This window comes from Pseudomonadota bacterium, from assembly GCA_016195085.1.
Lineage (GTDB): Bacteria > Pseudomonadota > Alphaproteobacteria > SHVZ01 > SHVZ01 > JACQAG01.
In genome coordinates this window covers 1-21,362 of the sequence record JACQAG010000039.1, presented here as the reverse complement: position 1 = coordinate 21,362, position 21,362 = coordinate 1, and the positions used below count along the sequence as shown (strand labels likewise).

General features: G+C 65.3%; 22 protein-coding genes. 12 read left to right on the top strand and 10 right to left on the bottom strand.

Translation table 11 applies throughout. The features are described 5' to 3' along the window. Positions 1-86: 86 nt before the first annotated feature. Together HY058_11820 and HY058_11815 are read left to right on the top strand one after the other, a co-directional pair. Complete coding sequence (locus HY058_11820) at positions 87-452, top strand: response regulator (protein ID MBI3497982.1); 366 nt, start codon at positions 87-89, stop codon at positions 450-452. A 182-nt stretch (positions 453-634) separates the two neighbouring features. Further along, positions 635-2,668, top strand: coding sequence for a hypothetical protein (locus HY058_11815; protein ID MBI3497981.1), 2,034 nt, complete (start codon positions 635-637; stop codon positions 2,666-2,668). A gap of 241 nt (positions 2,669-2,909) precedes the next feature. On the opposite strand, the gene HY058_11810 is transcribed toward HY058_11815, so the two are convergent. Further along, the gene (locus HY058_11810) at positions 2,910-3,245 is read right to left on the bottom strand and encodes a hypothetical protein (protein ID MBI3497980.1); all 336 of its coding nucleotides are present in this window, start codon (positions 3,243-3,245) and stop codon (positions 2,910-2,912) included. 177 nt (positions 3,246-3,422) lie between these two features. On the opposite strand from HY058_11810, the gene rodA reads away from it, so the two are divergent. Then, on the top strand, positions 3,423-4,514 hold the full coding sequence (gene rodA / locus HY058_11805; GenBank protein ID MBI3497979.1) for a rod shape-determining protein RodA: 1,092 nt from the start codon (positions 3,423-3,425) through the stop codon (positions 4,512-4,514). Continuing rightward, a complete protein-coding gene (locus HY058_11800) occupies positions 4,511-5,164 on the top strand; it encodes an exopolysaccharide biosynthesis protein (protein ID MBI3497978.1) in 654 nt (217 codons plus the stop codon). Before rodA ends, HY058_11800 begins: the two co-directional genes overlap by 4 nt. Before the next feature lie 155 nt (positions 5,165-5,319). Here HY058_11800 and HY058_11795 read toward each other — a convergent pair whose 3' ends face one another. Together HY058_11795 and HY058_11790 are read right to left on the bottom strand one after the other, a co-directional pair. Next, complete coding sequence (locus HY058_11795) at positions 5,320-6,120, bottom strand: dienelactone hydrolase family protein (protein ID MBI3497977.1); 801 nt, start codon at positions 6,118-6,120, stop codon at positions 5,320-5,322. A 35-nt stretch (positions 6,121-6,155) separates the two neighbouring features. Next, positions 6,156-7,319, bottom strand: coding sequence for a serine hydrolase (locus tag HY058_11790; protein ID MBI3497976.1), 1,164 nt, complete (start codon positions 7,317-7,319; stop codon positions 6,156-6,158). Positions 7,320-7,383: 64 nt separating this feature from the next. On the opposite strand from HY058_11790, the gene HY058_11785 reads away from it, so the two are divergent. After that, complete coding sequence (locus HY058_11785) at positions 7,384-8,586, top strand: serine hydrolase (GenBank protein ID MBI3497975.1); 1,203 nt, start codon at positions 7,384-7,386, stop codon at positions 8,584-8,586. 31 nt (positions 8,587-8,617) lie between these two features. Here HY058_11785 and kynU read toward each other — a convergent pair whose 3' ends face one another. Further along, positions 8,618-9,877 carry a kynureninase gene (gene kynU / locus HY058_11780; protein MBI3497974.1) on the bottom strand — a complete coding sequence of 420 codons (1,260 nt, stop codon included), beginning with the start codon at positions 9,875-9,877 and terminating at the stop codon, positions 8,618-8,620. 152 nt (positions 9,878-10,029) lie between these two features. On the opposite strand from kynU, the gene aroQ reads away from it, so the two are divergent. The 4 genes from aroQ to HY058_11760 all read left to right on the top strand — a co-directional run bounded on the left by aroQ (position 10,030) and on the right by HY058_11760 (position 13,275). Then, positions 10,030-10,491: a type II 3-dehydroquinate dehydratase gene (gene aroQ, locus HY058_11775; protein MBI3497973.1), complete on the top strand. Its 462-nt coding sequence runs from the start codon at positions 10,030-10,032 to the stop codon at positions 10,489-10,491. After that, positions 10,491-10,940 carry an acetyl-CoA carboxylase biotin carboxyl carrier protein gene (locus HY058_11770; GenBank protein ID MBI3497972.1) on the top strand — a complete coding sequence of 150 codons (450 nt, stop codon included), beginning with the start codon at positions 10,491-10,493 and terminating at the stop codon, positions 10,938-10,940. The genes aroQ and HY058_11770 overlap by 1 nt, the downstream gene beginning before the upstream one ends. 173 nt (positions 10,941-11,113) lie before the next feature. Further along, on the top strand, positions 11,114-12,466 hold the full coding sequence (gene accC, locus HY058_11765; GenBank protein ID MBI3497971.1) for an acetyl-CoA carboxylase biotin carboxylase subunit: 1,353 nt from the start codon (positions 11,114-11,116) through the stop codon (positions 12,464-12,466). A 137-nt stretch (positions 12,467-12,603) separates the two neighbouring features. Then, complete coding sequence (locus HY058_11760) at positions 12,604-13,275, top strand: leucyl/phenylalanyl-tRNA--protein transferase (protein MBI3497970.1); 672 nt, start codon at positions 12,604-12,606, stop codon at positions 13,273-13,275. Here HY058_11760 and HY058_11755 read toward each other — a convergent pair. The 3 genes from HY058_11755 to HY058_11745 are packed head-to-tail and all read right to left on the bottom strand — an operon-like array spanning position 13,236 to position 14,594. After that, positions 13,236-13,709 (bottom strand): DUF2155 domain-containing protein, encoded by a 474-nt coding sequence (locus HY058_11755; GenBank protein ID MBI3497969.1) that lies wholly within the window; start codon positions 13,707-13,709, stop codon positions 13,236-13,238. The two genes, HY058_11760 and HY058_11755, sit on opposite strands and share 40 nt — an antisense overlap. A gap of 23 nt (positions 13,710-13,732) precedes the next feature. Beyond that, on the bottom strand, positions 13,733-14,221 hold the full coding sequence (gene mlaD, locus HY058_11750; protein ID MBI3497968.1) for an outer membrane lipid asymmetry maintenance protein MlaD: 489 nt from the start codon (positions 14,219-14,221) through the stop codon (positions 13,733-13,735). 10 nt (positions 14,222-14,231) lie between these two features. After that, positions 14,232-14,594, bottom strand: coding sequence for an NADH:ubiquinone oxidoreductase subunit NDUFA12 (locus tag HY058_11745; GenBank protein ID MBI3497967.1), 363 nt, complete (start codon positions 14,592-14,594; stop codon positions 14,232-14,234). 286 nt (positions 14,595-14,880) lie between these two features. Here HY058_11745 and HY058_11740 point away from each other — a divergent pair, with 286 nt between their 5' ends. From HY058_11740 to HY058_11730, 3 genes are all read left to right on the top strand, one after another. Continuing rightward, a complete protein-coding gene (locus HY058_11740) occupies positions 14,881-15,291 on the top strand; it encodes an NUDIX hydrolase (GenBank protein ID MBI3497966.1) in 411 nt (136 codons plus the stop codon). A gap of 407 nt (positions 15,292-15,698) precedes the next feature. Then, entirely contained in the window at positions 15,699-19,505 is a 3,807-nt protein-coding gene (locus tag HY058_11735) for a vitamin B12-dependent ribonucleotide reductase (protein MBI3497965.1), read from the top strand. Between the two features lie 205 nt (positions 19,506-19,710). Continuing rightward, positions 19,711-20,418: a DUF3800 domain-containing protein gene (locus tag HY058_11730; protein ID MBI3497964.1), complete on the top strand. Its 708-nt coding sequence runs from the start codon at positions 19,711-19,713 to the stop codon at positions 20,416-20,418. Positions 20,419-20,493: 75 nt separating this feature from the next. On the opposite strand, the gene HY058_11725 is transcribed toward HY058_11730, so the two are convergent. From HY058_11725 to HY058_11715, 3 genes are all read right to left on the bottom strand, one after another. Beyond that, positions 20,494-20,880 carry a HEPN domain-containing protein gene (locus HY058_11725; protein MBI3497963.1) on the bottom strand — a complete coding sequence of 129 codons (387 nt, stop codon included), beginning with the start codon at positions 20,878-20,880 and terminating at the stop codon, positions 20,494-20,496. Next, positions 20,867-21,184 carry a nucleotidyltransferase domain-containing protein gene (locus HY058_11720; protein ID MBI3497962.1) on the bottom strand — a complete coding sequence of 106 codons (318 nt, stop codon included), beginning with the start codon at positions 21,182-21,184 and terminating at the stop codon, positions 20,867-20,869. Before HY058_11720 ends, HY058_11725 begins: the two co-directional genes overlap by 14 nt. A gap of 76 nt (positions 21,185-21,260) precedes the next feature. Further along, positions 21,261-21,362: transposase (locus tag HY058_11715; protein MBI3497961.1), on the bottom strand; the 102-nt coding region annotated here is incomplete at its 5' end.

Below are 21,362 nucleotides of genomic sequence, written 5' to 3'. Positions count from 1 at the left end.
TCCGCCGGCAGTGTTTTGACTTTGATGTGAATTTGCCCTAAATCCTCTGAGGCGCCGCTTTCACCACAAGCCGGATCGGCATGCGCATGGCTGCGGTTCTCCTCATCGAAGACGATCCGCAATACCGCAAGGTGGTCCGCGCCATGCTGGAGGGGAGCGGCCATGTGGTTCGCTCCGTCGCCGACGGCAACCACGGCATCGAGAGCTTCGCCGAGCGTCGTCCCGATCTCGTCATCACCGACATAATTCTGCCCAACCGGGACGGCATCGAGACCATCGTCATGCTGCAGGAGATGGATCGAACGGTGCCGATCATCGCCATGTCCGGCGGCAGCAGGAGCCTGCTCATGTTTGCGCAGAGCGCCGGCGCCGTCGCTACGCTCGCCAAGCCCTTCGATGCGGCAGCCCTCTTGGCCGCCGTCGCCGGCGCCACCGGCGCCCCTGCTTCCTAGCCTCATCGCCGCCGCCCCCGCACAAGCCCCTGTGAATTGCCGGTCCCGGCCGAGCCGCCTATCCTTGCGCCAATGATCGGCTCGCAGCCGGAGCGAAGCCGACGCCGAAAGGGGAGGAAGCGATGATTGGACGATCCAGGATGCAGGCGCGCAGCGCGGCCGTGGCGCTCGCCGTCGCCACCCTGCTTGCCGGCCTGGCCACGTGCCCGGCCGCCGAGGCGCGGGTCACCAAGATTCAAATCGAGTCCCAGACCCGGCCCGCCTTCGAGGGCCGGAGCTTCGGCGATGCCGGTCCCTATGAGGTGCTCACGGGCCGGGCGATCGGCGAGCTCGACCCGGCGCTGCCCGAGAACGCCCTCATCCAGGACATCGCTGCGGCGCCGAAGAACGCAAGCGGCATGGTCGAATACACCGCGACCTTCCAGCTCACCAAGCCGATCGACATGGCGAAATCGAGCCGGCTCCTGTGGCACGACGTGCCCAATCGCGGCGGCCGCCTCACCATCGTGCCCCAGGAGCGCATGACCGGCGACATCGGCCTCTCCAGCGGCTGGCAGGGCGACAATTCCGGCGCCACCCGGCCCGCCGCCAACAACGATTATGTCGTCGTGCCGGTGGCGAAGAACCCTGACGGTTCTCCCATCGCGGGCAAGGTCATGGGGCGGATCCTCAACGCCGCGGGCAAGAGCTCGCAGCCGATGATCGTGCATTCCAATCCGCTGCCCTACCGCCCGGTAAGCCTGGACACGACGCAGGCGAGCTTGACCACGCACGCTTCCGAGACCGCCGAGGGCGTGGTCGGCGGCGCCGCGACCGTCCCGTCATCCGATTGGGCCTGGGCCAAGTGCAGCGCCGAGAAGCCATTTCCCGGTACGCCCGATCCGACCGAGATCTGCCTCAAGAACGGCTTCGATCCGAGCCTCCTCTATCAGGTCGTGTTCACCGCGGCAGACCCGCCGGTGCTGGGCATCGGCTTCGCCGCCTTCCGCGATCTCGGCACCTTCTTTCGCTACGAAGCCAAGGACGATGCCGGCACGCCCAATCCCATTGCCGGCGGCGTCCGCTGGGCGATCACCCGCGGCGTGTCGCAATCGGGCAATTTCGTCCGCGCCTTCCTGCATCTGGGCTTCAATCAGGACGAAGCCGGACGGCAGGTCTATGACGGCGCCTGGCCGATCATCGCCGGGCGGCGGGTGGCGCTCAATGTGCGCTTTGCCATGCCCGACGGCGTCTTGAAGCTGTACGAGCCCGGCAGCGAGGGCCCGCAATGGTGGACGCGCTGGCCGGACCCCGTGCGCGGGCTGCCGGAGGCGGGCATCCTCGATCGCTGCACCGCCAGCAACACCTGTCCGAAGATCATCGAGCATTTCGGCGCGGCGGAGGTCTGGGGCCTGAAGCTGACGCCGGAATGGGTCGGGACATCGGGCGATGCCGACATCAAGCTGCCCGACACGGTCAGGCGCTACTACATCCCATCGACCCAGCATGGCGGCGGCTCCGGCGGCTTCACCACCACCGTGGCAGCCGCACCCGCCTGCCCCAGCGCCGGCTACGGCCAGGGCTTGCTCGCCGCCAATCCGGTTCCCCACACGGAAACGGTGAACGCCATCCGTGCGCATTTCCGCGATTGGGTGATGACGGGCGCCACCCCGCCGCCGAGCCGCTATCCGAGGCTGGCGGACGGGAATTTGGTCGACGCCACCAGGCAGGCGATGGGCTTTCCCGCACTCGCCGAGCTGCCCGGCGATGCGCCGACCGGTCTCATCAACCCGGTCATCGATTACGATTTCGGCCCCGACTTCAATTATAGGGACGGCTCCGGAATCCAGACGCTGGTGCCGCCGGGAGTGAAACGCGCCATCGCCATGAAGGTGCCCAAGGTCGATGCCGACGGCAACGAGCTGGGCGGCGTTCCCGTCGTGCTCCGCGATGCGCCGCTTGGCACTTATCTCGGCTGGAACATCACCGCCGCCGGCTTCCACAAGGATCAGATCTGCAACTATGCCGGCGGCATGATCCCGTTCGCCAAGACGAAGGCCGAGCGCCTGGCCGCAAACGATCCGAGGCCCTCCTTGGAGGAGCGCTACGGCTCCCATGCGGGCTATGTCGCCGCCGTCGCCAAAGCCGCCGAGACGGCGATCGCCGAGAAATTCCTGCTGCCCGCCGACGCCAAAGCCCTCATCGCCGCCGCCGAGGCGAGCAACGTGCTGAGGTAGGGACGACGACGCAGAAGCAGAAGAGAACTCACCCCGGAGACACGGAGAACACGGAGACGAGATGAAGCTCACACGCGTAGCGCGCCACGAAGCCAATCGTCTCCGTGACCTCCGTGTCTCCGCGGTGAACTCCTAGTTTATTTCGTCATTGCCGGGCTTGACCCGGCAATCCATCGATGGACCCCCGGGTCAAGCCCGGGGGTGACGATAGGAGAGCGATCTCAGCCGATCGAAGATTCGCTTAGCGGCCGCGGATGAGGAGCGGCCAGACCTTCTTGCCGGTCGTCGCGATCGGCTTGAGGATGCTGTCGTTGCCCGAGGCCACCCGGCTCGCATGCTCGATGGCGCTGGAGCTGATGGAGCGCCGGCGCTCGCCCGGGAGCTTGTCGAATTCCGTCTTGGCCGCATCCAACGCGCGGTCGGTCTTGACGCTGGCGGCGCGCGTCAAGTGCAGATAGGCCATCGAGCCGGTGCCGGTGACCCGTGCGGTCTCATCGGCCAGGATCTCGACGGCGCGAACCGTGGTCTTATCGAGCTCCATCGAGGACAGCATGCTGAGGCCCGGCAGTCCCGGCAAGGCAAATCTTCTTGCGCGGATGGCCGCCGCGCCGCGCCGCGCCTTTCCCGGCCCCTTGGAATCGGCTAAACCAAGGCCGGCGGGGCTTATCGACAGTCTCGATAGTTAACGCGAGGCGGCGTGGCGCAGGAACTCAGCGAACGGTCACCGGATCTTTCGCTGCTCCGCAAGCTGGTGATGGTGAACTGGGGGCTGGTGATGCTGGTCTCCGGCATCGCCGCCATCGGCATCGCCATGCTCTATTCGGCCGCCGGCGGCGCCTGGGATCCCTGGGCCGCCAAGCAGGTGCTGCGCCTCGGCATCGGCGTCATCGCCATGTTCCTGATGGCGCTGGTCGACATCCGCATGTGGCTGCGTCTGGCCTATGTGATCTATCTGGCGGCCCTCCTGCTCCTGGTGGTGGTCGACGTCGTCGGCCATATCGGCGGCGGCGCCCAGCGCTGGATCAATCTGGGCGTCATCCAGCTGCAGCCATCGGAGCTGATGAAGGTGGCCCTGGTGCTGGCGCTGGCGCGCTACTTCCATGGGTTGACCTTGGATCAGGTGGCCCGCCCGATCATGCTGATTCCCCCGGTGCTGCTCATCGCCATGCCGGTTGCGCTGGTGCTGCGCCAGCCCAATCTCGGCACCGCCATGCTCTTGGCCGCGGGGTCGGCGATCATATTCTTCGCCGCCGGCGTCCGCATCTGGAAGTTCGTGCTGGGGGCGGTCTTGGCCGGCTCCGTCGTGCCGGTCGCCTGGCATTTCCTGCACGATTATCAGAAGCGCCGGATCTACACCTTCCTCGATCCCTCGCAGGATCCCTTGGGTGCCGGCTACAACATCCTGCAATCGAAGATCGCCTTGGGCTCGGGCGGGCTCTTCGGCAAGGGCTGGCTCAACGGCACCCAAGGCCAGCTGCACTTCCTGCCGGAGATGCAGACCGACTTCATCTTCACCGTGCTGGCCGAGGAGTTCGGCATGGTCGGCTGCTTGGCGCTGCTCGGCCTCTACATGCTGCTCCTGGTCTATTGCTATGCGATCGCTCTCCGCTCGCGCAGCCATTTCGGCCGGCTGGTGGCGATCGGCATCGCCGCCCAGCTCTTCCTCTACGTCTTCATCAACATCGCCATGGTGATGGGCCTGTTGCCGGTGGTGGGCGTGCCCTTGCCGCTGGTGAGTTATGGCGGCACCGCCATGCTGACCTTGCTCATCGGCTGCGGCCTCCTGATGAGCGTCTCCATCCACCGCGACGTCGAAATCCCGCGCTGGCGCGCCGCCGCGGCATGAGCGCCGGCACCGCGTCGTCCGCTCGGCCCGGATCGGGCGGTGCGGCGGAACCCGCATCGGAGATCCTGGCCCGGGTGCTGGCGGCATCGGACGCGCCGCGGGTCACCTTGGAGGAGATCGTCCAGGGCCTCGGCGACCGCACCTACGGCTTTCTCATCTTCATCTTCGCGATCCCAAACGGCGTGCCCGGTCCGAGCCTTCCCGGGCTTTCCACCTTGACCGGCGTGCCGCTCATCTTTGTCGCGCTCCAGATGGCGCTGGGCTATCCCAGGCCCTGGCTGCCCCGCTGGCTCGGCCGGCGCTCCTTGCCGCGGGCAGGGCTCCTAAACCTGCTCGCGCGCGCCCGGCCGGTGCTCGCCTGGTGCGAACGGCGCATCCGGCCGCGCCTCGTCGGCCCGGCAACTCCTGTCCTGGATCGCCTGGTGGGATTCTATATCTGCCTCGTCGGCCTGGTGCTGGCGCTGCCGATCCCGTTCGGCAACTTCCCGCCGGCCTGGGCCTTGGCGCTGATGGCGCTCGGCCTCATCCAGCGCGACGGTGCGGCGATCGCGGTGGCCGCCCTCTTCGCCATCCCCGCCGTGCTGTGGAACCTGGCGCTCATCTATGTGGGCGAGGAGATGATCCGCGCGATCGCCCATTGGGTGGGGTAATCACCGTTTGACGCCCCCACCCCGTCCCTCCCCCACATGCGTGCGGGAGGGCGATAAACCTGCGTCTTAAAACTCCCTCCCCCATGCGTCAGCGTGGGGGAGGGACGGGGTGGGGGCATTCGGCGGCTGCAGCCTGAGAAACGCCGGCGCTTGACCTAGTGGGCCGCCTCGGAAAGCGTCGCCTGCAGGAAGCGGCGCGTCTCCTCGATCGCGGCATTCGCCGCAGCCTCGTTGTATTCGATCCAGCCATTGCCCCACCGTCGTCCGGGCTTGAGGGACGGGGCCGTGAACCCGTGGTGGGCCTCGGGATAGACCAGGAGACGCAGCTCGGCGCCCTCGTCATTGCGCCGCGCCATCATGTCGCGGCAGGCCGCAGCCGGCGTCAGCTCATCCAGCTCCCCGATCAGGATCAAGGTCGGCCCGCGCACGATGCCGGCGCGGCCTGCACAGGGGGGTGAGACCGCGACGACCGCCTGCATGGATTGGTCAGTCAAGCGGCGCTCCATTAGAGCCAGCCCCGAACCGGCGCCCATGGAGAACCCGATGACCCCGATGCGTCCGGCGCTGACATAGGGCTGCTCGATCAGGAATCGTCGCGCGGCCAATGCATCGAAGGTCTGGCGGAACTGGCCCCGACCGCAATCCCTGCCCCAGGTCTCCTCGGAGCTGTCGATCGCAAGGCCGACATAGCCCCAAGACGCCAACCGCTCGGCCCAGAGCACCGTCTCCGGGGCGAAGCCCGAGCTGCCATGCAGCACGATGATCGCCGGGTGGGTCCCGGCGCCCTGAGGCCGCGCCAGGTAGCCCAGACGCTCGCACTGGCTCGGCTGTTTCCAATCCAAGTCAAAGTGGACGAGCTCACCCGCCGCTGCTGCAGACGCCGATAGCACCGCCGCGATGGCGACCGCACCAAGAGCGCCAAGGAGCGCGAATGTCCGAAGGAATCGAGTTTCCATGCGCACGCCCATCGCAAATCTCCTAAATCAGCGCATCACTCGACCGCCGGAAGCACGTAGTTGCTGAGGATGATGGTCGGTACGGTGGACTGCAGGGAGCTCGTGTAGAGGCCGGCGGTTATGACCACGACGAGATCGAGGGACGGCATGATGTTGACGCGCTGTCCGCCAAGCCCCAAGCCGGCGCTCCAGTCCACCTTGCGCTTCCCGTCCGAGGAGACGGAGTAGCCCAACCAGAATTGATAGCCGTATTGCGGGGTGCCAAACGCGTTCACCTGGATCTGCGGGGCCGTAGCCGCATCGATCCATGCCGATGACACGATCTGCGTGCCGTTCCATAGGCCGCGCCCGAGCACGAGCTGGCCGATCTTCGCGAGGTCGCGCGGACGCATTATCAGGCCGTATGAGGCGGCGGGATGGCCATTGCTGTACCGATACCACTCGACACTCGCGATCCCCAGAGGATCGAGAAGCAGGATCCGGGCGAGAGCATCGAGGGGTCGATTGGTCTGCTTGCGCAGCATGCCCGCGATCAGAGCGGAAGATGCTGCACTGTAGTTGAAGACCGTTCCCGGCGGTTTGGCGACTGGCTGCTCCAGTGCGTAGCGATATGGGTCGGGCGAACGCCCCATCACAATCTCGCTGTTGGTAGGATCCGAGTATGGGCGCCTTTCGTCCCACTCCAATCCATGAGCCATCATCAGCAGATGTCGAATGGTGATGCGCTCCTTTTCCGGGGTGGCGAGATCGGCGTATTCCGGAAAAAAGGACAACACCGGCAGATCGATGCTTGCGACCCAACCGCGGTCAATCGCAGCACCGAGCAAGAGAGATGTCACACTCTTGGTGATGGAGCGCATGTCGTTCTTGCGCTCGGCGTCGTATTGGATGCGCTGGTCTTGGAAGGTTGCGGTGAAATAATGCTCGAAGACGAGCTTGCCATGCCGCACGACAAGAACCGAGTGCAGCTCGGAAGTGGTCCACGCATCGAATTTGTCCACCAGTGCGCACAGCGTCGTCCGGTTGAGCCCGACGCTCTCCGGCGTTGCTATCGGCCAATCCAGGCCTTCCTGCGGTGGGTTGCAGTCGGCCTTGGCAGGTACAGAGAGCGACAGGAGGGAGATGGCGACAATGACGACCGCAAGCGTGGGGTGCTTCGCCGTCCTTTTATACCTCAGTGCGCCAGCCGACGTTTTCATGTTCGTCACCTCCAGCTGGGAACGCGGCACCGCGCAAGTATAGGCAGCACCCGCGAGGATGCAATTGGCGGTTGTTGATGATCCTCGCTACAATCCTGCCGTGGGCTTCCGCGCGCTCCGTACAGAAGGAGTGGCCATGCGCGCATTCGTTCTCGTCTTGCTCCTCGGCCTCGGCTTCGCCGTCCATGAGACGCGCGCTGAGACGGTGTGCGCACCGCCGGTCGCGAGCGATGATCAGTGGCAGGTGGCGACTCCGGAGAGCGTCGGGCTGGACGGCGGCAAGCTCTGCGCGCTGGTGACGAGGTTTGACGAATGGAAAGAGGCCAATCTGCACGGCGTCGTCGTGGTGCGCCACGGCAAGCTCGCCTTTGAACACTACTTTGCTGCTTATGACCTGAAGGGTCGGAATGGTCCGGGCATCGTCGATTTCAATGTGGCCACCACCCACGATTTGCGCTCGATGACCAAGAGCGTCACCTCCTTGGTGATGGGCGTTGCCATCGACCGCGGCCTCATCTCCGATGTGGATCAATCCGTGCTTTCCTTCTTCCCGGACTATGCCGATCTCCGCACTCCGGAAAAGGACCGCATCACCATGCGGCATCTGCTGACGATGTCCATGGGCCTCTACTGGAGCGAGGAGGCGCCATTCACGAATGAGAACGAACTCAATCGTTCCCTCGCTCCATACCGCTACGTGCTCGGACAGCCCGTAGTCCACCCGGCAGGAACGGTCTGGAACTACAGCGGTGGAGGAACGGCCTTGATCGGTGCCGTCCTGCAGCGTGTGACCGGCAAGCGCTTCGATGCGCTGGCGGCATCGCTGCTTTTAGACCCGCTGGGCATCTCAGATGTGGCCTGGACGATCCTCCCGAACGGCGATCCAAAAGACTGGTGCTGCTTTTGGATGCGCCCGCGGGACATGGCCAAGATCGGCCAGCTTGTGCTCGACCACGGCCGCTGGAATGGCAAGCAGGTGGTGTCGGAGGCGTGGATCGATGCTGCCACGGCACCGCAGATAAAGACGAGCTCCGGCGAGGCGTATGGCTATCAGTTCTGGCTGGGCCGCTCGCTCGCATCCGGTCGGTTGATCGATTGGGTGGGAGCCTTGGGCCAGGGCGGACAGCGCATCTTCATCGTTCCGAAGCTCGACCTCGTCGTCGTCGTCACGGCGGGTCTCTACTATGGAAACGACCGCTTGTCAGGCCTCGTCCCGCGGACGGTCTTCAACGACTATGTGCTGTCGGCGGTCGACGCGGAACGTTAGCTCAGGCGGGTCGCCGGACGCTGCACCCCGCTCACGTCACCCCGCTCGGCTCCCGCCATTCCGGCCGGTCATAGGCCTTGGTGTCCATGATCCGGGCCAGGATCTCGACCGCATTCCAGATGTCGACATGGCGCGTGTAGGCGGGGGTGAGCCCGAAGCGCATGATGTCCGGGGCGCGGAAGTCGCCGACCACGCCCCGCTCGATCAAGGCCTGCATGATCGCGTAGCCCGCATCATGGTGGAAGGAGACCTGGCTGCCGCGCGCTTCGGCGTTCCGTGGACAGGCCGGACGGAAGCCGCGGTCTGCAAGCCGCGTGTCCATGAGCCGGATGAAGAGGTCGCCGAGCGCCATCGACTTCTGGCGGAGCCGATCCATCCCCGCCTCCAGCATGATGTCGACGCCGCATTCGAGGGCCGCCAGGGCCACGATCGGCGGCGTGCTGCATTTGTAGTGGAGGATGCCGGGCGCCGGCCGGTAGGCCAAGTCGAAGGCGAAGGGATCGGCATGGCCGAGCCATCCGGTCAGGGGCTGGCGGGTGCGGTCGTGGTGGCGCTGGGCCACGTAGAGGAAGGCGGGGGCGCCAGGGCCGCCATTCAGGAATTTGTAGCCGCAGCCGACGGCGAGGTCGGCGCCGGCGCGCGTCAGGTTGACCGGCACCGCGCCTGCCGAGTGGCAGAGATCCCAGAGCATGAGCGCGCCCTTGGCTTGCGCGGCGCGCGTGATCGCCGCCATGTCGTGCACGCGGCCGCTCTTGTAGTTGACATGGGTCACCATGACCAAGGCGGTGTCGCCGTCGATCGCCGCCTCGATTTGGTCCTCCTCCACCAGCTTCAGGCGATGCTTGGCCCCGAGGAGCTCGATCAGGCCTTGCGCCATGTAGACATCGGAGGGGAAGTTGCCGGTGTCCGACAGCACGGTCTTGCGCGTCGGCCGCAAGGTCAGCGCCGCGGCGATCAGCTTGAAGAGATTGACCGAGGTGGTGTCGACGGTGATCACCTCGCCCGCACCGGCGCCGATGAGGTGCGCGATCTTGTTGCCCAGACGCTCGGGATAATCCATCCAGCCATCCCGGCGCCAGCCGCCGATCAAGTGCCGGCCCCATTCCTCCTCGACCACCTGGGCGACACGGACCGGAGCCGTCTTCGGCAAGGCCCCCAGCGAATTGCCGTCGAGGTAGATCACCCCCGCCGGCAGATAGAAGCGATCGCGGATGCCGCCCAAGGGATCGGCGCGGTCGAGGCGCTCCAGGGATTCGCGGGTGGGTGGGGTCTCGGGGCGGGCGTCGTCCATGGCAATCAACGTGGCTCCTGCTTTGAATCACAGCATCGGCGAAATCGGGCCGGCGCAGCAAGTCCGTGCCGTGGCCGACTGCTCTGTTGCGTTGCACCATAGGCCGATCATGGTATAAGGCCGAGGCCATCAACCGGCGGCGATGACAGACCTTGGCCGAGACCCCCACGATCCTCGTGCTCAACGGCCCCAACCTCAACATGTTGGGCATGCGCGAGCCGGACATCTATGGACGCGAGACCCTGGGCGACATCGAGGAAGCCTGCCGCGAGCACGCGCACAAGCTGGGTCTCACCATCGACTTTCGCCAATCGAATCTCGAGGGCGAGCTGGTGACTTGGGTGCAGGAAGGTCGTGGCGGCGCCGACGGCATCATCCTCAATGCCGGCGCCTACACCCACACCTCGGTCGCCCTTCTGGATGCGCTCAAGCTCACCGAGCTGCCGGTCATCGAGGTGCATTTGTCCAACATCTTTCTGCGCGAGCCGTTTCGCCACCATTCCTACATCTCCCTGGTGGCGAAGGGCGTCATCTGCGGCTTCGGCGGTCATGGCTACCTCTTGGCCCTGGACGCGGTTCAACGGCTGCTCCAGACCGCGAACGGGCGCGGCTGATGACCCGCGAGATCGACGAGGCGCTGGTGCGCCGCATGGCGCAGCTCCTGGAGGAGACCGGCCTCACCGAAATCGAATATGCGGCCAAGGACTGGAGCCTAAGGGTGGCGAAGGCGCCGGCCCCGGTGGCGCATGTCGCCCCCGCCGCCATCATCGCCAATCCCGTCCCGAGCGTGGCGTCCCTATCCCAGCCGGAGGAGCTCGGCTCCGATCATCCCGGTGCCTTGCTCTCGCCCATGGTCGGCACCGTCTATGCCTCGGCCGAGCCCGGCTCGGCACCCTTCGTCAAGGAGGGCGACAAGGTCCGTCAAGGCCAGACCGTGCTGATCGTGGAGGCGATGAAGGTCATGAACCCGATTCCCGCCCCCCGCGCCGGCACCATCCAGCGCATCGCCGTCGGCAACGGTCAGCCGGTCGAGTTCGGCGAGCTGTTGATGGTCATCGATTAGCGTCGTGGTGCACCTGCTCACCTTTCACTCTTTAGTCGTCATTGCCGGGCTTGACCCGGCAATCCATCGTGTCGGACTGCGATGGATGCCCGGATCAAGTCCGGGCATGACGGCAAGAGGGAAGCGAGCGGTCGGGTCCGCACCTTAGCGTTTGCCGCGAGCACTCATTGCCCATGTTCGAAAAGATCTTGATCGCGAACCGGGGCGAGATCGCGCTGCGCATCCACCGCGCGGCGCGCGAGATGGGCATCCAGACCGTGGCGGTGCATTCGACCGCGGACGCCAATGCCATGCATGTGCGCCTGGCCGATGAGAGTGTCTGCATCGGCCCGGCGCCGGCGCGCGACTCCTATCTCAACATTCCGGCGATCCTGTCGGCGGCCACCATCACCAATTCCGATGCGATCCATCCCGGCGTCGGCTTCTTGGCCGAGAACGCCGCCTTCGCGCAGATGGTGAAGGAACACGGCTTCACCTTCATCGGCCCGAGCCCGGAGCACATTCGTCTCATGGGCGACAAGATCACCGCCAAGCGCGCCATGCTGGATCTCGGCGTGCCTTGCGTGCCGGGCTCGGAAGGAGCCATCACCGATGACGGTGTCGCCAAGCGCCTCGCCGGCGACATCGGCTATCCGGTGATCGTCAAGGCCACCGCCGGCGGTGGCGGCCGCGGCATGAAGGTGGCCGCCGGCGAGGCGGAGCTCTCCGATGCCTTGCGCCTGGCGAAGAGCGAAGCCAAGGCCGGCTTCGGCAACGATGCCGTCTATCTGGAGAAATATCTCGCCCATCCGCGCCATATCGAGGTGCAGATCCTGGCCGACGGGCAGGGCGGGGTGGTGCATCTGGGCGAGCGCGACTGCTCGATCCAGCGCCGGCATCAAAAGCTCCTGGAGGAGGCGCCGTCGCCGGCCTTGAACGCCGACCAGCGGGGCAAGCTCGGCACCGGCGCGGTCGAGGCCATGCGGCGCTTGGGCTATAGCGGTGTGGGCACCTTGGAATTCCTGTTCGAGGACGGCCAGTTCTACTTCATCGAGATGAACACCCGTCTCCAGGTCGAGCACCCGGTCACCGAAATGATCACCGGCATCGATCTCGTGCGCGAGCAGATCCGGGTGGCGAGCGGCGCCAAGCTCGGCTTTGGCCAGTCCGACATCCGCTTCCAGGGCCACGCCATCGAGTGCCGCATCAATGCCGAGCATCCCGAGAGCTTCCGCCCTTCGCCCGGAACCATCACCGACTACCACGCGCCGGGCGGCTTGGGCGTGCGCATCGACTCCCCGCTCTATCCGGGATACCGGGTGCCGCCGCACTACGACAGCCTGGTGGCGAAGCTGATCGTGCACGGGGCGGGGCGCAACGAGTGTCTCATGCGCCTGAAGCGCGCGCTCGGCGAGTATGTGATCGGCGGCATCGACACCACCATTCCCTTGCATGTGCGCGTGCTCGCCGACCAGCGCTTCATCGACGGCGCCTACGACATCCACTGGCTCGAAAGCTTCGTCGCCGGAACCGCCAAGGGCGCGTAGAATTCATCGAGGATGAATTCACCACGGAGACACGGAGATCGCGGAGATGAGAATCGTAGCCGCGCCTTGCGCGGCCGTCGGATTCCTCTCCGTGTTCTCCGTGCCTCCGTGGTGAGCCCTTTCGGATCGCTGGCCGGATGACCAGCGACTTGACGCCGGAGCTGCTGCTGCAGGGTTATGCCGTGGGCGTGTTCCCGATGGCCGAGCGGCGCGATGATCCCAATCTGGTGTTCATCGAGCCGGACCGGCGCGGCATCTTGCCCTTGGACCGCTTCCACCTCGCGAAGAGCCTGAAGAAGACCTTGAAGCGCCGCCAATTCGAGGTCCGCTGCGACACGAATTTCGCCTCCGTGCTCGAAGGCTGCGCCGAGCCGACGCCGGAGCGGCCCGATACCTGGATCAATGCCGAGATCGTTCGCCTCTACACCGCCCTCTTCGAGCAAGGCAATGCGCACTCGCTGGAGGCCTGGCTCGAGGGCGAGCTCGTCGGCGGTCTCTATGGCGTGGCGCTCGGCGGCGCCTTTTTCGGCGAGAGCATGTTCAGCCGGGTGGCGGATGCGAGCAAGGTGGCGCTGGCGCATCTGGTGGCCCGCCTGCGCCATGGCGGCTTCGTCTTGTTGGACAGCCAGTTCGTGACCCGGCATCTCGAGCGCTTCGGGGCCTTCGAGATCGGCCGCGCCGAATATCGCCGCCGGCTGGCGGGGGCGCTCGCCATCCCCGCGGTGTTTCCCACCGAGGCCGATGACTGGCCCTGGGTCGACAAGATGATTCAGGACGCGGGGCGGCAGTCCAGCACCCAGACGTCGTAGACGGGGTGCTCGAGTCCGTTGAGGCCGGGGCTGGAGGCGAACATCCAGCCGGTGAAGCGCATGACCGGGTTCTCGCCCGGGGGTCGCTCGGCGATGTCGAGGAAGGCCGCACTCTCCGGCGGCTCCTCGGGCGGCCGCTTGCGGCAGGTGCGGACCGTGATCTCGAGGGTCCCGAACTTGACCATCCGCCCGATCGGCGCCTCGAAGGTGGAGACCCGCGCCGTCACCTTGTCCAACCCCTGCAGCACCGCCGCCGCCTCCGCCGCCGCCGAAGCGCGAGGGAGCAGTACCAGACACGCGAGCGCGATGGCGCCGACATGCCCCCACCCCGGCCCTCCCCCGCTCTGAGGCGGGGGAGGGGGCAGGAGGCCGAGACTTCGACACCCTCCCCCGCGCGAAGCGTGGGGGAGGGCCGGGGTGGGGGCATCAGGCATCGACGAAATTCGGCGCCGGCAGATTACGGCGCCGGCTTCTGCGGTCCGGCGCCCGGCTTCTGCTGGCTCGCCTCGCCCATGGAGAAGATGAAGCGGCCGAGGAGCTGCACCACGTCGATCGGCGATTGCGTGTATTTGATCTCATCGCCCGGCTTGAGGATCTCATCGGCCCCGCCCGGCACCAGCGCCATGAAGCGCCCGCCCAAGAGGCCTTCGGTCGCCACCTCGGCGATGGTGTCGGCCGGCAGCTTGATCGAGGAATCGATCGTCAAGGTGACGATGGCTTGGAAGCGCTCGGGATCGAGCCGCTCGCTCACCACGGTGCCGACCTTGATGCCGCTGATGCGCACATCGGTGCCCGGATTGACCCCGTCGATGCGCTCGAACCTGGCGGTCAAATTGTAGCCCTGCACGCTGCGCAGATTGGAGTGGCTGTAGGCGAAGGCGAGGAAGCCGGCGGCCACCAGCAGCACCACGGCGCCCATCACCGTTTCGATCAGGTTACGCCCCATGGGGCCGTCCTCAGCTCGGTTGCCAGGGTTCGTAGTCGCCGGTGGCGGCGGAACGATGCCCGCCCTTCATGAGATCGCCCGGCGGGCGGTAGGCGGCGGCGGTCCCGGTCAGGTTGGGCTCGTGCTCTTTCACCCATTTCGGCGGCGCCCGGCCGCCGTCGGTGGGCGGCGCATCCACCGTGTGGTGCAGCCAGGCATTCCACATCGGCGGCACCTTGCTTGCCTCGGCCATGCCCTCATACATGACCCAGCGCCGCTCCTTCTGGTCGCTGCGCTTGGCCCCGCTCTTCGCCCGGTAATAGCGATTGCCGAACTGGTCGGTGCCCACGAGCGCGCCGTGGAGCCAGGTATAGAGCTTGGTGCTGATGCTCATTCTCGAGTTCCAACGCCGCAACGCCGATGCGGGCCGGACTATGGCAGCAACATTTTGCATCGGCAAGGTTGCCCCCGCTTGCATCGGCAAGGTTGCCCCCACCCCGACCCTCCCCCACCGTCGGTGGGGGAGGGAGTCACGCGTGCGGTGCTCTTGCTCCCTCCCTCGCTTCATAGCGGGGGAGGGCTGGGGTGGGGGCGACGGCGACAGGTGGGGGCGACGGCGACAGGTGGGGGCAACGGCGACAGGTGGGGGCAACGCAGAATTCCGTGCTATCAGGCGGGCGATGGACGTGCGCTATCCCGTGTCGATCAAGGCGGTCATTCTCGAGGGGGACCGGGTGGTACTGCTGGAGAATGAGCGGCTGGAATGGGAGCTCCCCGGCGGCCGGCTGGAGCCGGGCGAGAGGCCGGAGGAATGCCTCGCCCGCGAGATCGCCGAAGAGCTGGGCCTCGCCGCCGATGGGCAGGAGATTCTGACGAGCGAGCTCTTCGAGGTGATCCCCGGGCGTCATGTCTTCATCGTCAGCTACCGGGCTTGGGTCGCGGGCGGAATCGAGGGGCTCCGGGTCAGCCCCGAACACCGCCGGGCCCAGGTGTTCGCCCTCTCCGAACTCGCCTCGATCAAGCTGCCCCAGGTGTATCGCCGGGCGATCGCGAGGGCTGTGGATATCAAAGAAAGAATCGCACGAAAATAGGCACTTATCTGTAGCATTTGGGCAGCTCCACATTTCTGCCACAAAATCTAGTTGCTTGGGCCGGCGGTTGTGGCAGACTGGCCGCCCTCACTGTTCCAGCCTCGATGGGGGTCGCCTTTGGCCGGTTGCGAACGGAGCGAGCAAGAAGGCCGTCGACGACGGCAAAACAGGGCGAAAAACCGGGCAAAGCCGGTTGCCGCGTACGCACGCGCGGCCATTCTTTCCAATCCAAATGTGACAGCCGATTCAGTCGATTACACGGCTATGCTGCAGTACAACATTTAAAGAAGACTATACGCATTTACGATCGTTGATTTTTGGTTAATTTCACCCTTGCAGCCCTCCCAGATCTAGCGTAACCTCCCCTCCATCAACACAAGATATTGTGGTTTCAGGAGGGGCGGCTCATGCGTATCGCGCGGCGATTCACGACCGAAGGCAAGGATGCTTACGCTGGAATCGAGTTCCGAACGACCACCAGCGAGATCCGAAACCCGGATGGTTCGGTCGTCTTTCGCCTGAGCGATATCGAGATCCCCGCCCTCTACAGCCAAGTCGCCTCCGACGTGCTGGCACAGAAGTATTTCCGCAAGGCGGGCGTGCCGACCAAGCGCCGGCGGGTGGAAGAGAACGCGGTGCCGTCATGGCTGTGGCGCCATGTGCCCGACGAGAAGGCGCTGGCCAAGCTCGAGCCGGAATTGCGCACCACCCACGAGCGCTCGGCCAAGGAGGTGTTCGATCGCCTTTCGGGCACCTGGACCTATTGGGGCTGGAAGGGCGGCTATTTCGATTCCGAGGAGGACGCGCGCGCCTATTACGACGAGATGCGCGCCATGCTGGCCCGCCAGCTCTGCGCCCCCAACAGCCCGCAATGGTTCAACACCGGCTTGCATTGGGCCTATGGCATCGACGGTCCGGCGCAAGGCCATTACTACGTCGACTACCGCTCGGGCAAGCTCACCCAATCGGCCTCGGCCTACGAGCATCCGCAGCCCCATGCCTGCTTCATCCAGTCCGTCTCCGACGATCTGGTGAACGAGGGCGGCATCATGGATCTGTGGGTGCGGGAAGCCCGCCTGTTCAAATACGGCTCGGGCACCGGCTCCAACTTCTCCAAGCTCCGCGGCGACGGCGAGACGCTGTCGGGCGGCGGCCGCTCTTCCGGGCTCATGAGCTTTCTTAAGATCGGCGACCGTGCCGCGGGTGCGATCAAGTCCGGCGGCACCACCAGGCGCGCGGCCAAGATGGTGACCGTCGACATCGACCATCCGGATATCGAGACCTATATCCGCTGGAAGATGGTGGAGGAGCAGAAGGTGGCGGCGATGGTTTCCGGCTCGCGCCTCTGCAACCTGCACATGAACGCCATCATCAAGACCTGCAGCGAGGGACCCTCTGCCGATGCAAGGGGCGAGGAGCGCTTCCAGCCGAAGCAGAACAAGGCCCTGAAGCGCGCCATCATCGCGGCGCGCAAGGCGATGATCCCGGAGAACTACGTCCAGCGCGTGATCCAGTTCGCGCGTCAGGGCTACACCGAGATCGAGTTCCCGACCTACGACACGGATTGGGATTCCGATGCCTATCTCACCGTCTCCGGGCAGAACTCCAACAACTCGGTGCGCGTCACCAACGAGTTCCTGGAGCGGGTGCTCGACGGCGGCGACTGGAAGCTCATCCGCCGCACCGACGGCAAGATCTCGAAGACAGTGAAGGCCGCCGAGCTCTGGGAAGAGATCGGCGAGGCGGCCTGGGCCTGCGCCGATCCCGGCCTGCAATACGACACCACCATCAACGAGTGGCACACCTGTCCGCAGTCGGGGCGCATCAACGCCTCCAATCCCTGCTCGGAATACATGTTCTTGGACGACACCGCCTGCAACTTGGCCTCGCTCAATCTCCTCGGCTTCCGCCGCGAGGATGGCAGCTTCGACGTCGCCGAGTTCGAGCATGCGACCAGGCTGTGGACGGTGGCGCTCGAGATCTCGGTCATGATGGCGCAGTTCCCGTCCCGCGCCATTGCCGAGCTCTCCTACGAGTTCCGCACCTTGGGTTTGGGCTACGCCAATATCGGCGGCCTGCTGATGGCCTCGGGCCTCTCCTACGATTCCGACGAGGGCCGCGCCTTGTGCGGGGCCATCACCGCCTTGATGACCGGCATCGCCTATGAGACCTCGGCCGAGATGGCCTCCGAGATCGGTCCCTTCCCCGGCTTCAAGGGCAACCGCGAGGCCATGCTCCGGGTCATCCGCAACCATCGCCGCGCCGCCTGGGGCGAGCGCGACGGCTATGAGTCCCTGGCGATCCGTCCCGTTCCCTTGGACCATGCCAATTGCCCCGATGCGGCTCTCGTCGACGCCGCGCGCCGCGCCTGGGACCGGGCGCTGGAATTGGGCGAGATCCACGGCTATCGCAACGCCCAGGCAACCGTGGTCGCACCCACCGGCACCATCGGCTTGGTCATGGATTGCGACACCACCGGCATCGAGCCGGACTTCGCTCTCGTTAAGTTCAAGAAGCTCGCCGGCGGCGGCTACTTCAAGATCATCAACCGCCTGGTGCCGGATGCGCTCGCCGCGCTTGGCTATCCCCAGAGCGAGATCGAGGCGATCGTCCGCTACGCCGTCGGCCACGCCACCCTCAAGACCGCACCCGGGATCAACCACGCGAGCCTCAAGGCCAAGGGCTTCACCGATGCCGCGCTCGAGCAGCTCGAGCAGGGCCTCGCCAGCGCCTTTGAGATCAAGTTCGCCTTCAACAAATGGGCGCTTGGCGAAGACTTCTGCAAGGCGAAGCTGGGCTTGTCATCGGAGCAGCTCGACGATGCCGGCTTCGACATGCTGTTGGCGCTTGGCTTCAGCAAGGCCGATATCGAAGCCGCCAATATCTATTGCTGCGGCGCCATGACGGTCGAGGGTGCGCCCTATCTCAAGCCCGAGCACCTCTCGGTGTTCGACTGCGCCAGCCCCTGCGGGCGCACCGGCACGCGCTCGCTCTCGGTCGAGAGCCACATCCGCATGATGGCGGCCGCCCAGCCCTTCATCTCCGGCGCCATCTCCAAGACCATCAACATGCCGAACGCGGCCACGGTCGAGGATTGCAAGAACGCCTACATGCTCTCCTGGCGGCTGGGCCTGAAGGCGAATGCGCTCTACCGCGACGGCTCCAAGCTCTCCCAGCCCTTGTCCGCCTCGCTTCTGGACGACGACGACGCGGTCGACTTCGCCGAGGAGATCGCCGAGGCACCCTTGGCCGCCCGCGCCTCCCTGGTGGTGGAGAAGATCGTCGAGCGGGTGATCGAGCGCCGCGCCCAGCGCCGCATGCTGCCGCAGCGGCGCAAGGGCTACACCCAGAAAGCCACCGTCGGCGGCCACAAGGTCTATCTCCACACCGGCGAATACGAGGATGGCAGCGTCGGCGAGCTCTTCATCGACATGCACAAGGAGGGGGCCGCACTCCGCTCCTGGGCCAACAACTTCGCCATCGCCGTCTCCTTGGGCCTGCAATACGGCGTGCCCTTGGAGAAGTTCGTCGAGGCCTTCACCTTCACCCGCTTCGAGCCCTCGGGCATGGTCGAAGGCAACCAGGCGATCAAGATGGCGACCTCGATCCTCGACTACATCTTCCGCGAGCTCGCCATCTCCTATCTCGACCGCACCGATCTAGCCCATGTGCAGCCGGAAGACCTGTTGCCCGGCGCCATCGGCAAGGGTGTCTCCGAAGGCGCGCTCAACGAGCCCGAGGACATCGATGTCGGCAAGGTTGCCAGCCGCGGCTTCGTGCGCACGGACGTCCGCACCTTCACCGTGCTCCATGGCGGGGCCGGGAAGAACGGCACCAACGGTCATACGACCGTTGCACATGCGGTCGGCCATGCCGTGGGTGGCGGCGGCAACGGCACGACGATGATCGCCAGCGAGGCGAACGTGACAACGGCCACCGCCACCGTGGCGATGGGTGCCGCCAGCGGAAACGGCCACGCGCACGCCCATGGCGCCAACGGGCTGGCGGCGGCGGTCAACGGGGCCGGTGTGACGTCGGTGCAAGTCAGCCAAGCGGTCATGGCCGCGGTCGACGGCAAGCTCTCGCGGATCCGCGAAGCCAGGATGAAGGGCTACGAAGGCGACAGCTGCGGCGAATGCGGCAACTTCACACTGGTGCGCAACGGCACCTGCATGAAGTGCGATAGCTGCGGAGGGACCAGCGGCTGTAGCTGACGAGTTCGGGGCGGGGGCCCGGCGCCTGGTGCGGACGCGCCAGGCGTCGGAGGCTGGATAACGATCCGGCGCCCGGGGGCACCCTGGGCGCCGGATGCGATTCGGGGGGAGGGATTAGGGAATAGGTCTGTTAGGCGTAGAGGAATCAATGAGCACGAAATACGATAATATCCGCCGCATTAAGCAAGTCGAAACGAGATAACTCATGGAAGAGGTTCTAAGGGTCCATCCGCATTGCCTCATGTTTTTCGTCGATGAGACCGGGCATGAGTCGTTTGCTGACCCCAATTACCCGGTTTTTGGGCTCGGTGGATGCGCGATCATGGCGGGCGCAATCGCTGCTTACCTGAGGACGCCATGGCGAGCGTTGAAGGAAGAGTATTTCGGTGGGGCTGACGTGAGATTGCACGCCTCCGACATGCGTACCGCTTCCCAGGCGCAATTGAGCGCGATTGGGGAGTTCTTCCGGAGGCAGGAATTTGGACGGTTTGCGGTAACGATGACCGGTGGAACCCAACTGCCCGCAAATCGCATCGCTTACGAGATCATGCCAGGTGCAATCCGCAAGAGATGCGCGGAGCTAGCTTCTCGATGCCAGCCGACGTTGATTGAGGTCGCGTTCATCCACGAAGAGTCCAAGCGTGGAGATCGGTTCGTGAAGCGCTACTTCGGTCCGACATTTGTTAAGGTGAATGGCCAAACAGTGAAGGTACATCAAGGCTTCATGTCGAAGGCGCGTGGTGATGAAGCAATGGAAGTAGCAGACTTCATTGTAAACGCCGCCGGACGGCGAGCCCTATCATGGTCGCTCGGTGACATGAGGCCGCGACGTGATTTTGATGCAGTGTTCGGTGCAAACCCGCTCTGGCAGAGCTTTTTCCACGTCCAGCAGGCCGCGGTTCAGGCCGCATAGATGTCTGGCCGGCCAGCTTACGGCTGAGGCGGTGCCGGAGGTATTGGAGTCAGAGACGATTTCCACGGATACGGTCTAACTGACCGCCGCCCTGACGTCCTGAATGGATTGCCTCACCATAGCGATCTCGCGCAGGATTGGTTCCCTCTCGGGTGGAGGGAGGATTCGCCCTTCGGAAGTGGGATAACGATATGTCGTAGCGGCCGGTGACAGCAGATCGAGGTCTCTAATGCGGGCCCGCCAGATGTCGGATTCGGGTAACATCTCCGCTAGGAATTCAAAGCGGTGCTCGCGACCGGGGTTCAAGCCTCGGTGCTCGAGGAGAGCCTTCACCGCCTTTTCCGCACTCTGTTGGACGTGATAGCGGGCGATCCGCGTCGATGACGCCAGCAGCATGCTCGCGGCACCGAGATCCTCGTCCGCCATGGCGAGGAAGGCTTCGACCCGCTTAGGGTTCGCCATAGATCAGGACGCCCTCGTCGAGCGCGGCGCGGAGAACGCCGCCGGCGTCGAGGCTCGCTTCTCTCCACGTCTCAGCCGTGCATGGGACGACTTCGCAGTGGAGACCACGGCCTGCAACCGGCCGATAGACTTCGTCATAGTCACGAAGCTGATCCGAAACCACGAGGAGGTCGTAGTCGCTGTCCGGTCGATGGGCGCGTCGTGCGCGGCTGCCAAAAAGGATGACGGCGCGCGGCTGCAGGGCGGCAACCAGTCGGTTCACCGCCTCCTGCAGCTTCGGGTTCTCGATTGGTCGGCGGAGCATGGGGACGGCCGGGATCCTTTGGATCTGCGATAAAATTATGGGTCTTCCGGAAGTTGTGTGGGTGATTTTGGGAACTTTAGAGCGTCGGCAGCATGCAAGTCAGCACCTTCAGTCTGAGATATTCCTGGTCGCGCAGGCCGTAGGCGCGGCGCTGGATGACGCGGATTTTGTTGTTGAG